Genomic DNA, 11,999 nt, shown 5'->3' on the forward strand with positions numbered 1-11,999 from the left:
AGAGTCGGGGCCTTTCGTGTCAGCCGCCGAAGCGACTGTGCCTGCTACCTAGTTGTAGGTACCGGGGGTGAAATCGTCACTCGAGAAGGTGTCGAAGTCAACGAAGCCGAGGTCGGCCTCATCGAATGCACCATCCGTTGCGAAGATACGGTTCGGGTAACGCTCGGCCTTGGCCTCGTCAGTTGCCTCAACGGTGACGTTGCGGTACTTTCCGAGTCCGGTTCCGGCCGGGATGAGCTTACCGATGATGACGTTCTCCTTGAGGCCAAGAAGCGGGTCGCTCTTGCCCTCCATGGCGGCCTGCGTGAGAACGCGGGTCGTCTCCTGGAACGATGCGGCAGAGAGCCACGACTCGGTCGCGAGAGAAGCCTTGGTGATACCCATGACTTCCTGACGAGCGGATGCCGTCTTCTTGCCTTCGGTCAGCGCAGCGCGGTTCAGCTCGTTGTACTTCATCCGGTCGACGAGCTCACCAGGCAGGAGGCCTGTGTCACCGTGGTCAACCACTGTCACCTTGCGGAGCATCTGGCGGACGATGACTTCGATGTGCTTGTCGTGGATGGGTACACCCTGCGAGCGGTAAACGCCCTGGACGCCACCAACGAGGTGCTTCTGAACTTCGCGAACACCGAGAACCCGGAGAACTTCCTTCGGGTCGACGGCACCGAGGTGCAGAGGCTGACCGAGCTCAACGTGCTGACCATCTTCAATGAGGAGGGTCGCGCGCTTGAGAACCGGGTAGATCACTGGCTCGTCGCCGTTGTCCGGCGTGAGGATGATCTTGCGGCTACGGTCGGTGTCTTCGATGTTGACGCGACCTGCAGCTTCAGCGATCGGCGTCGCACCCTTGGGGGTACGGGCCTCGAAGAGCTCCTGGACGCGGGGAAGACCCTGCGTGATGTCGTCTGCTGATGCCGAACCACCGGTGTGGAACGTACGCATCGTGAGCTGCGTTCCTGGCTCACCGATCGACTGGGCCGCGATGATGCCGACGGCCTCTCCGATGTCGACGAGCTTTCCGGTTGCGAGTGAACGGCCGTAGCAGGCTGCACAGACACCGACAGCGGACTCACAAGTCAGGACCGAGCGCACCTTGATGCTCTCGACACCTGCCTCGACGAGCTTGTCGATGAGAACGTCTCCGACGTCCGAACCGGCCTCCGCAACAACGGTGCCCTTCGGGTCGATGGCGTCTGCAGCGAGTGAACGAGCGAACACGGAGTTCTCAACGTTGGCGTCACGGACGAGGGTTCCGGTGGAGTCGACAGCGGCGATCGCGAGCTCGAGGCCCTTGGTCGTTCCACAGTCTTCTTCACGGATGATGACGTCCTGCGACACGTCGACGAGTCGACGTGTGAGGTAACCCGAGTCGGCCGTACGAAGCGCCGTGTCAGCAAGTCCCTTACGAGCACCGTGGGTTGCGATGAAGTACTCGGCAACCGACAGTCCCTCGCGGTAGGACGAGATGATCGGGCGAGGGATGATCTCACCCTTCGGGTTGTTCACCAGGCCTCGCATACCCGCAATGTTGCGGATCTGCAGCCAGTTACCACGAGCACCAGACGACACCATGCGGTTGATCGTGTTGTCCTCGGGGAAGTTGGCGCGCATCGCCTCAGCAACCTTTTCGGTCGCCTCGGTCCAGATCTTGATGAGCTCCTGACGACGCTCGGCGTCGGTGGTCAGACCCTTGTCGAACTGGCCCTGCACCTTCGCGGCGAGCTTCTCGTAGCCCATGACGATCTCGCGCTTGTTCGGCGGGGTGAGAACGTCGCTGAGTGCAACGGTGACGCCTGAGCGGGTTGCCCAGTGGAAACCGGCGTCCTTGATGTTGTCAAGGGTCGCGGCCACAACTGTCTTCGGGTAGCGCTCTGCGAGGTCGTTGACGATCGCGGAGAGCTGGCCCTTGTCGGCAACTGCTTCGACGTACGGGTAGTCGTCCGGAAGGGCTTCGTTGAACAGCGCGCGACCGAGTGTGGTCTCGACGAGTACAACTCCGGAACCTTCGTAGCCCTCTGGGCCCTCGCCCTTGGCAAAGGTGATGTCGTGAAGACGAATGCGCACCTTGGCGTTGAGGTCGAGTGACTTCTGGTCGAACGCGAGAATTGCTTCCGCGATCGACGAGAACGCGCGACCTTCACCGGCGACACCCTCCTTGAGGGTGGTCAGGTGGTGCAGGCCGATGATCATGTCCTGCGTAGGCAGGGTGACCGGGCGTCCGTCAGACGGCTTGAGGATGTTGTTCGATGCGAGCATCAGGATGCGAGCTTCAGCCTGCGCCTCAACCGAGAGCGGCAGGTGAACAGCCATCTGGTCACCGTCGAAGTCAGCGTTGAATGCAGCACAGACGAGGGGGTGAAGCTGGATGGCCTTACCCTCGACGAGCTGAGGTTCGAACGCCTGGATTCCGAGGCGGTGGAGCGTAGGTGCACGGTTCAGCATGACCGGACGCTCGCGGATGATCTCTTCGAGAACGTCCCAGACCTCGGGACGGCTGCGCTCGACCATGCGCTTTGCTGCCTTGATGTTCTGAGCGTGGCTCAGGTCGATCAGGCGCTTGATCACGAACGGCTTGAACAGCTCGAGAGCCATCTGCTTCGGCAGACCACACTGGTGCAGCTTGAGCTGCGGTCCAACGATGATGACCGAACGACCGGAGTAGTCAACGCGCTTTCCGAGCAGGTTCTGACGGAAACGACCCTGCTTACCCTTGAGCATGTCGCTCAGGGACTTGAGGGCACGGTTTCCCGTTCCTGTAACCGGACGACCACGGCGACCGTTGTCGAACAGAGCGTCAACAGCCTCCTGAAGCATGCGCTTCTCGTTGTTGACGATGATCTCGGGGGCACCGAGGTCAAGCAGTCGACGCAGACGGTTGTTGCGGTTGATCACACGACGGTAGAGGTCGTTGAGGTCGGATGTCGCGAAGCGGCCACCGTCGAGCTGCACCATCGGGCGCAGTTCCGGCGGGATAACCGGGACAACCTCGAGCACCATCGCGGCCGGCGAGTTGCCGGTCGAGAGGAACGAGTTGACGACACGGAGGCGCTTGATGGCGCGGATCTTCTTCTGACCCTTGCCTTCGGCGATCTGCGTGTGCAGCAGCTCGGACTCAGCCGCGAGGTCGAAGCTCAGCAGTCGCTTCTGGATCGCTTCTGCGCCCATGAACGCCTCGAAGTACAGGCCGAAACGGTCCTGCAGTTCGTGGAAGACGGCATCCTCAGGCTTCAGGTCTCCGACCTTCAGGCTGCGGAAGTCATCCCAGACGCGCTCGAGGTGAGCGATCTGCTCGTCGTACGACTTGCGGGCCTGGCTCATCTCCTTCTCAGCGGCGTCCTTGGTGCGACGCTTCTGGTCAGCCTTGGCGCCTTCTGCCTCGAGGGCAGCGAGGTCGTCTTCGAGCTTCTTCAGACGGTCCGCAATGCGGGTGTCGCGCTGGTCGCCGAGGGTCTTGATTTCGAGACGGATCTCGTTCTCAAGGCCTGGCATGTCTTCGTGGCGAGCTTCCTCGTCAACGGAGATGACCATGTATGCCGCGAAGTAGATGACCTTTTCGAGGTCCTTCGGTGCCATGTCGAGCAGGTAACCCAAGCGCGACGGAACGCCCTTGAAGTACCAGATGTGGGTGACGGGGGCAGCGAGCTCAATGTGACCCATGCGCTCACGGCGCACGGACGACTTGGTGACTTCCACTCCACAGCGCTCACAAACGATGCCCTTGAAGCGGACACGCTTGTACTTGCCACAGGAGCATTCCCAGTCACGGCTCGGGCCGAAGATCTGTTCACCGAACAGACCATCCTTCTCGGGCTTCAGGGTGCGGTAGTTGATTGTTTCAGGCTTCTTGACCTCGCCGTACGACCAACGACGAATGTCGTCGGCTGTAGCCAGGCCAATGCGAAGCGCATCAAAAGTTGTTACGTCGAGCAATTTCTCTCCTAAAGAAAGTTCTCTGAGGTCTTCAGTTGGCCAGGCTTAGATCTCGTCGATTGACGAGGACTCGAACCTGGAGGAAATGTTGATGCCGAGTTCTTCCGCAGCGCGGAAGGCGTCGTCGTCGGTGTCTTTAAGGCTGACGACAGTTCCGTCAGCTGACAGGACCTCAACGTTCAGGCAGAGAGACTGCATTTCCTTGATCAGAACCTTGAAGGACTCGGGGATGCCGGGCTCCTGGATGTTCTCACCCTTGACGATGGCCTCGTACACCTTGACGCGGCCAAGGATGTCATCGGACTTGATCGTCAGCAGCTCCTGGAGCGCGTAAGCGGCTCCATAAGCTTCGAGCGCCCACACTTCCATCTCACCGAAGCGCTGTCCACCGAACTGTGCCTTACCACCGAGCGGCTGCTGGGTGATCATCGAGTACGGTCCGGTCGAACGAGCGTGGATCTTGTCGTCGACGAGGTGGTGCAGCTTGAGGATGTACATGTAGCCAACCGAGATCGGCATCGGGAACGGCTCACCGGAGCGACCATCGAACAGGCGGGCCTTACCGCTTGATCCGATGAGGCGGTCGCCATCGCGGGTGACCGTCGTCGAGTCGAGGAGACCTGCGATCTCTTCCTCGGAAGCACCGTCGAACACGGGGGTCGCAACCTTGGTTCCGGCGGGAGCACTGTGTGCCTCTGCCGGCAGGTTCTTCGCCCACGTCGGCTTGCCTTCAACCTTCCAGCCCTGCTGAGCGATCCAGCCGAGGTGAAGCTCGAGGACCTGGCCGAAGTTCATTCGACCCGGGATACCGAGCGGGTTGAGGATGATGTCGACGGGGGTTCCGTCTTCGAGGAACGGCATGTCTTCGACAGGCAGAATCTTCGAGATGACACCCTTGTTGCCGTGACGACCGGAGAGCTTGTCACCCTCGGTGATCTTGCGCTTCTGGGCGATGTAGACGACCACGCGGCGGTTGACACCCGAGCCGAGCTCGTCGTCGCCATCTTCGGAGTTGAACTCCTTGACGGCGATGATCGTGCCGCGCTCACCGTGGGGAACCTTGAGCGAGGTGTCGCGAACTTCGCGGCTCTTCTCGTTGAAGATCGCACGGAGCAGACGCTCTTCGGCGGAAAGCTCGGTCTCGCCCTTCGGCGTGACCTTTCCGACGAGGATGTCGCCGGGGCGAACTTCGGCGCCGATGCGGATGATGCCGCGCTCGTCGAGGTCCTTCAGCAGCTCCGGGCTGACGTTCGGAAGGTCACGGGTGATCTCTTCCTTACCCAGCTTGGTGTCGCGAGAGTCGACCTCGTACTCCTCGATGTGAATCGAGGAGAGGGTGTCGTCCTTCACCAGGTTCTGGCTCAGGATGATCGCGTCCTCGAAGTTGTGACCCTCCCATGACATGAATGCCACGAGGAGGTTCTTTCCGAGTGCGAGCTCGCCGTTCTCCGTTGCGGGACCATCAGCGATGACCTCGCCGGCCTCGATGCGGTCGCCCGCTGAGACGATGACGCGGTTGTTGAAGCTGGTGCCCTGGTTGGAGCGGTCGAACTTGCGGAGGTAGTACTCCTGGGTTCCACCCTCGTCGAGCTGGATGGTGACGACCTCGGCGGAAACCTCGGCGACAACACCCGACTTCTCGGCGGTGATCACGTCACCGGCGTCGATGGCTGCGTAGCCCTCCATACCGGTTCCGACGATCGGCGACTCCGAGCGAAGCAGCGGAACTGCCTGGCGCTGCATGTTGGCACCCATAAGTGCGCGGTTTGCATCGTCGTGCTCGAGGAACGGGATGAGGCTCGTCGCGACGGAAACCATCTGGCGAGGCGAAACATCCATGTAGCCGATTTCCGACGCGGGGAAGAGGTCAACCTCTCCGCCCTTGCGGCGGGCGAGGACGCGGTCCTCGGTGAAGCGGCCATCGTCGTTCAACGGTGCGTTGGCCTGGGCGACGATGTAGTCGTCCTCTTCCATCGCCGTGAGGTAGTCGATGTCCTTCGTGACGAGTCCGTCGACGACGCGACGGTACGGGGTCTCGATGAAACCGAACGCGTTGATGCGTGCGAACGATGCGAGCGAGCCGATCAGACCGATGTTCGGGCCTTCAGGCGTCTCAATCGGGCACATACGGCCGTAGTGGGACGGGTGAACGTCTCGAACCTCGACACCTGCACGCTCACGCGACAGACCACCGGGGCCAAGCGCCGAAAGGCGACGCTTGTGGGTGAGGCCAGCGAGCGGGTTGTTCTGGTCCATGAACTGCGAGAGCTGCGATGTGCCGAAGAACTCCTTGATCGCGGCGACGACGGGGCGCACGTTGATCAGGGTCTGCGGGGTGATCGCTTCGATGTCCTGCGTGGTCATGCGCTCGCGAACGACGCGCTCCATGCGGGACAGACCGGTGCGGACCTGGTTCTGGATGAGCTCGCCGACGGCGCGGATACGACGGTTACCGAAGTTGTCGATGTCGTCGATGTCCAGGCGGATCTCCGCCTTCTTGCCATCGCGGAGACCGGTGAAGGTGGTCTCACCCGAGTGCAGGCGAACGAGGTACTTGATCGTCTCGACGATGTCATCGACGGTCAGCACACTGTCGCTGAGCGGTGCTTCAAGACCGAGTTTCTTGTTGATCTTGTAACGACCGACCTTGGCGAGGTCGTAACGCTTGGAGTTGAAGTAGAAGTTGTCGAGGAGTGCGCGGGCAGCCTCAGCGGCGACCTGCTCTCCCGGACGGAGCTTCCGGTAGATGTCGCGGAGCGCATCTTCCTTCGTGAGGATGGTGTCCTTCTCGAGGGTCAGCTCGATCGACTCGAAGCCCTTGAACTGCTCGAGGATGTCTTCGCTGGTCAGGCCGAGGGCCTTGAGGAACACGGTGACCGACTGCTTGCGCTTGCGGTCGATGCGAACGCCGACCTGGTCGCGCTTGTCGATCTCGAACTCGAGCCATGCACCGCGGCTCGGGATGATGCGAGCGGAGAAGATGTCCTTGTCGGATGTCTTTTCCTGGTTGCGGTCGAAGTACACACCCGGGCTGCGGACGAGCTGCGACACAACGACACGCTCGGTGCCGTTGATGATGAACGTGCCCTTTTCGGTCATGAGCGGGAAGTCGCCCATGAACACGGTCTGAGTCTTGATCTCACCGGTGAGGTGGTTCATGAACTCGGCCTCGACGTAGAGCGGAGCAGCGTAGGTCTTCCCACGCTCCTTGCACTCATCGATCGAGTACTTCTCCGGCTCCAGGAAGGGGCTGGTGAAGCTCAGCTGCATCGTCTCGCCGAGGTCCTCGATCGGTGAGATCTCCTCGAAGATCTCGTCGAGGCCGGAGTGAGTCGGCAGATCCTGACGGCCGGCCTTGGTGGCTTCATCGACGCGTGCTTTCCACACGTCGTTGCCCACGAGCCAGTCGAAGCTCTCGGTCTGCAAAGCAAGCAGATCCGGAACCGTCAGGGTGTCGGTGATCTTCGCGAACGACAGACGCGATGCGTCGCGGCCGTTCTTGGGTGAGTTGGTGGATGCGTTGCGCGCAACAGCCAAGGAAATAACCTCCGTGGGCCCTCGTACAGGCTCTAGTTACTGGTAGTAATGGAGAACTCGTCAGACGCCATCAAAAATGGTGCGTCTTTCTTGAGAAAGAAACACTTGGGCCGACCGCAATATGAAGGCATGGAAACGTCTGGGAGCGCAAAGGTCTACTATATGTCTTCTTAACTCCCCTGTCCAGTGCTTCGCCTTGACTGGCATCCGCTGCTGCGGTATAAAGACCGCCCGCCGCCGCTCCCCCGTCCCAGGAACCCCGGAAAGCCGTGCCCTGAGGGGACGAAACAGTCCTCAACCGGCCACAGGGGCGGTTCGGTGATTCACAGAACTTGTTCAGCCCCGGCCGCCGAAAACGCTCCAACCATGCTGGGCGGATGACCGCGCGCAAACCTCTTCCCCACGAGCTCACCGGTCGCCCATTCACCGTGGCCCAGGCGCGGGCGCTTGGAGTCAGCCGGGCACGGCTGGCCGAAGGCGACCTCGCGCACCCGTTCTCCGGCATCCGCACGCCAGCGGCTCCTCCCGTTCACGATCCTGTTTCCGCGGCGGACTGGCGGCAGGTCTTCTCGGCTCATCAGCGGTGAAACCGCGAGCTGTGTGCCGCTGTTAACCTGCGGATGCCGTCAGCCGGTTTTTTCTGCGTGCACGGGACAGCGCGGCGTCAAGATCCCTCGGCGAGCGCTGGAGCTGCTCAACGAGCGGGCCGCACCCGTGCAAACCCAGCAACTCGCGTGAGGGAGCAAAGGTAGGCTCGAACCATGGCATCGCGCGAGACCGACAACCCCAGCATCAAACTGGCCCTGAGCGGTTTCCAGGCTGTGATCGAGGCCGACCGCTTCAACCCGGGGAGCTTCCAGCTCGTCGTCGACGGCACCCCGCAGTCGCACGTCAATCTCGATGACCCGAGCCAGCTCTTCTTCGAATACATCCAGCGCATCGGCCACGTCATCGACGAATTCCGGGATCCTGGCAAGCCGATCACCGCGGTTCACCTCGGCGCTGGCGCACTCACCCTTCCCCGCTACATCGAGGCCACCCGCCCTGGCAGCCGCCAGCAGGTCATCGAGATCGAACAGGACCTCGTCGACTTCGTCCGCGAACACCTGCCGTGGCCCAAGCGGGCCGCGATCCGGGTCAGGTACGGCGATGCCCGCGAGGTCCTCGGCCGACTGCCGGGTGGACTCGCCGGCACCGTCGACCTCGTCGTTGTCGACATCTTCTCCGGTGCCCGCACCCCGGCCCACGTGACGAGCCTCGAGTTCTATCGCGCAGCATCCGCTCTTCTCGCCCCAGATGGCATCATCGTAGTCAACGTCGCCGACGGCCCCGGGCTGGCCTTTGCCCGCAACCAGGTGGCGACGCTGAACGCCGCGGTGTCCTCCGTCGCCGTGCTCGCCGAGACGCAGATCCTCAAGGGCAGGCGCTTCGGCAACCTCGTCCTCGTCGGTTCGAACGCCGAGTTGCCGATGGACTTCATCCCCCGGCTTCTCGCCGGCGGACCGCACCCTGCCAAGGCCGTCTACGGCAGCGAACTCAAGCAGTTCGTCGCGGGCGCTCCGGTGATGACCGACGCGACAGCGATCCCGTCTCCCCCGCCGGCCAAGAGTATTTTCCAGGTGAAGTCCGGGAGCTGACATGGCACGTCGCACGCAGCTGGGCACCGCCATCGCGCTGGTCGCGACGGCTTTTCTCACGGGATGCACGGCGAGCGCCCCCGAGGCGCCCGGCGCGCCATCCGGTTCGCCAGCGACCACCCCGGCTCCCGCTCCGACGAGCACCGGTCCCGTCGGCCCGACCGGCGAGACGACGGTACTCGCCACCGGCCTCGAGGCACCGTGGTCGATCCTGCCCCTCGGCGACAGCACCCTGATCAGCTACCGCGACACCGGTCAGATCATGGAGTTGACGATCGCCGGAGACCTCCGCGAGGCCGTCGTCCTTCCCGACGTCGAAGCCCAGGGAGAGGGCGGATTGCTCGGCCTGGCCTCCCGCACGGTCGGCGACACCAGGTGGGTCTACGCCTACCTCACCACGGCTTCTGACAACCGCGTCATACGGATGCCGTTGGACGGCTCGCCCGGCTCCCTCGCGCTCGGCACCGCTGAGGTCGTCATCTCCGGGCTCGAGAAAGCGGGCAACCACAATGGCGGCCGCATCGCTTTCGGTCCCGACGGGATGCTGTACGTCACGGTCGGCGACGCGGGTGACCCGGACAACGCGCAGGACCAGGCCTCGCTCAACGGCAAGATCCTCCGACTCACGCCGGTCGGCGAGGTCCCGCAGGACAACCCGTTCCCCGGCTCTCCGGTGTACTCGCTCGGTCACCGCAACCCGCAGGGCATCGCGTGGAGCGAAGACGGACGCCTGTGGGCCAGCGAGTTCGGGCAGAACACCTGGGACGAACTCAATCTGATCGAACCAGGTTCGAACTACGGCTGGCCGGCCGTCGAGGGCGCCGCAGCCAACGCAGACTACGTCGACCCCGTCTTCCAGTGGTCGACCAGCGATGCGAGCCCGAGCGGGCTCACCGTTGTCGACAACACCCTGTTCATGGCGGCCCTTCGCGGCGAGAAGCTCTGGTCGATCCTCGACGGCGTCCATGTCCCCGAGGGCAGTGTCGGGCTTGAGGGCGTTATTTCGGCCCACCCGTTCTTCGACGGGGAGTTCGGGCGCATCCGCGATGTGGCGCCCGGCCCCGACGGCTCGCTCTGGATGATCACGAACAACACTGACGGCAGAGGAAATCCGACCCCGGATGACGACAGGCTGGTCGAGGTCACGCTCTCCCCGCTCGTCGAGGGTTAAAGTCGACAGTAGCCCCGGGGAAATCGGCGACACCGGGCAGCACCACCCTTGGAGTACACCCTGAGCATCATTCTTGGCTATGACGCCAAAACACTGCGCGAAAAAGTCGACCTCAAGGCCGTTGGAGAACGCCTCGAGGAACTCGGCGACATGCGCAGCCTCAGCGCCCTCTGCGAGAAGGCGTGGCTGTACAAGGTCGCCGGACAGCTCGACGACGCACTCGACGTCGCCAACCAGTGCGTGCGGCTCGCGCGCTTCACGGGCGACCGTAAAGGGCTGATGCAGCCACGGATGCTTCGCGCACAGGTACTGCAGTTCCGTGGCGCTTTCGACGAGGCAATTCACGAACTGTCCTCCCTCATCGACGAAGCACACACTCACGAGTGGAAGCTGCACGAGGCGCTCGCGCTCCAGCACCGCGGCAAGGTGTACTTCGACCAGCGCGAGTTCAAGCCTGCGCTTGCGGACTTCAGGGCCGCGGTTGCCCTGCGGACCGAACTCGGAGCATCCGATGACCAGATCGAGTCGGCGCTCATCGCTGTCGCCGTCACCGAGTCCTTTGTCGGTCAGCGGGCTTGACTGAAAGTGCCTGAATGTCGGAGGCTGCCGCTAACGTGATGACATGTCAGATTTGGTAAAGGTTCGGCTGTGGGCCGATTCTCTGATCAGGTTGCATCTCGACCCCTCCGTCTGGTCGTTCGGCTTCGACAACGCCAAGCGCCGCGCAGGCCTCTGCAACTTCACAACGCACCGGATCACCGTGTCGCGTTACCTCGCTGCTCGATACGACGACGATGACGTCCACCAGATCCTGCTGCACGAGGTTGCCCACGCGCTGGCCGGCCAGCGGGCCGGGCATGGTCCTGCCTGGCGACGGGTTGCCGAAGACCTGGGCTACGTCGGCTCGAGGCTTCACAACGGCGAGACCGCCGACGAGCTCGCACCCTGGGTGGGGGCATGCCCGAGCGGGCACACCCTTTATCGCCACCGCAAGCCCAGGCACGTGACGAGCTGCGGTGTGTGCTCGCGGACCTTCGACCCGAAGTTCACCATCACGTGGCAACATCGCGAGATCACGCCGTCGATGCGGCGGCGCGCGGCTGCGGCGACCCCGTAACCCACGAACCCACGAACCCACGAACAGTGACGGGACCAGTGATGACCTCCGGCACTCCAAAGGACGCCCCGCGACGCTGGGTCGCTCTCCTGCGTGGCGTCAATGTCGGCGGCATCACCGTGAAGTCTGCGCCTCTCGCCGAAGTTTTCCGTGCGCTCGGCTTCGACGACGTGAAGACGGTGCTCGCGTCGGGCAACGTGCTCTTCACGACGCCCGAGACGGACGCTGCGGCGCTGGCAGTTCGAATCGAGAAGGCCCTGACCGATGAGTTCGGTTATGCAGCACGGGTCATTGTCGTCGCGCAGGACACACTTGAGAAAGTCGCTTCTGCCTATCCGTTTGATGAGGTCGACGACAAGCACCCCTACGTCATTTTCGCCAGTGATCCCGCGGTGTTCGACGGCCTTGATCATCAGTTGCTCGATGAGTCCGTGGAGCGCGTCGCCCGCGGGGACGGCGTGCTGTACTGGGAGGTGAGCCGGGGACTGTCCACCGACAGCGCCTTCGCGAAGCGGACTGCCAAAGTGAAGAGTACGGCCGTGACGACAACCCGCAATCTGCGGACGCTGCGCAAGCTGCTCTGAGCGCCCTCGCGCGCGGTCAGCGG

At 62.8% G+C, this 11,999-nt stretch carries 8 protein-coding genes; 6 read left to right on the forward strand and 2 right to left on the reverse strand.

Features of this window, described 5'->3' with window-relative positions:
• Positions 1-48: 48 nt before the first annotated feature.
• Together AC1X6S_RS06560 and rpoB are read right to left on the reverse strand one after the other, a co-directional pair.
• Positions 49-3,930: a DNA-directed RNA polymerase subunit beta' gene (locus tag AC1X6S_RS06560; protein ID WP_108391817.1), complete on the reverse strand. Its 3,882-nt coding sequence runs from the start codon at positions 3,928-3,930 to the stop codon at positions 49-51.
• 45 nt (positions 3,931-3,975) lie between these two features.
• Complete coding sequence (gene rpoB, locus AC1X6S_RS06565) at positions 3,976-7,467, reverse strand: DNA-directed RNA polymerase subunit beta (RefSeq protein WP_483404928.1); 3,492 nt, start codon at positions 7,465-7,467, stop codon at positions 3,976-3,978.
• A gap of 377 nt (positions 7,468-7,844) precedes the next feature.
• On the opposite strand from rpoB, the gene AC1X6S_RS06570 reads away from it, so the two are divergent.
• The 6 genes from AC1X6S_RS06570 to AC1X6S_RS06595 all read left to right on the forward strand — a co-directional run bounded on the left by AC1X6S_RS06570 (position 7,845) and on the right by AC1X6S_RS06595 (position 11,976).
• On the forward strand, positions 7,845-8,054 hold the full coding sequence (locus AC1X6S_RS06570; protein WP_483404929.1) for a hypothetical protein: 210 nt from the start codon (positions 7,845-7,847) through the stop codon (positions 8,052-8,054).
• A gap of 174 nt (positions 8,055-8,228) precedes the next feature.
• Positions 8,229-9,104 (forward strand): spermidine synthase, encoded by an 876-nt coding sequence (locus AC1X6S_RS06575; RefSeq protein ID WP_108391820.1) that lies wholly within the window; start codon positions 8,229-8,231, stop codon positions 9,102-9,104.
• Between the two features lies 1 nt (position 9,105).
• The gene (locus AC1X6S_RS06580) at positions 9,106-10,275 is read left to right on the forward strand and encodes a PQQ-dependent sugar dehydrogenase (protein ID WP_483404930.1); all 1,170 of its coding nucleotides are present in this window, start codon (positions 9,106-9,108) and stop codon (positions 10,273-10,275) included.
• A 48-nt stretch (positions 10,276-10,323) separates the two neighbouring features.
• A complete protein-coding gene (locus AC1X6S_RS06585) occupies positions 10,324-10,854 on the forward strand; it encodes a hypothetical protein (protein WP_483404931.1) in 531 nt (176 codons plus the stop codon).
• 43 nt (positions 10,855-10,897) lie between these two features.
• Complete coding sequence (locus AC1X6S_RS06590) at positions 10,898-11,392, forward strand: SprT-like domain-containing protein (RefSeq protein WP_483404932.1); 495 nt, start codon at positions 10,898-10,900, stop codon at positions 11,390-11,392.
• Positions 11,393-11,418: 26 nt separating this feature from the next.
• A complete protein-coding gene (locus tag AC1X6S_RS06595; RefSeq protein WP_483404933.1) occupies positions 11,419-11,976 on the forward strand; it encodes a DUF1697 domain-containing protein in 558 nt (185 codons plus the stop codon).
• Positions 11,977-11,999 lie beyond the last annotated feature (23 nt).

Source organism: Mycetocola sp. Y442 (assembly GCF_056898615.1).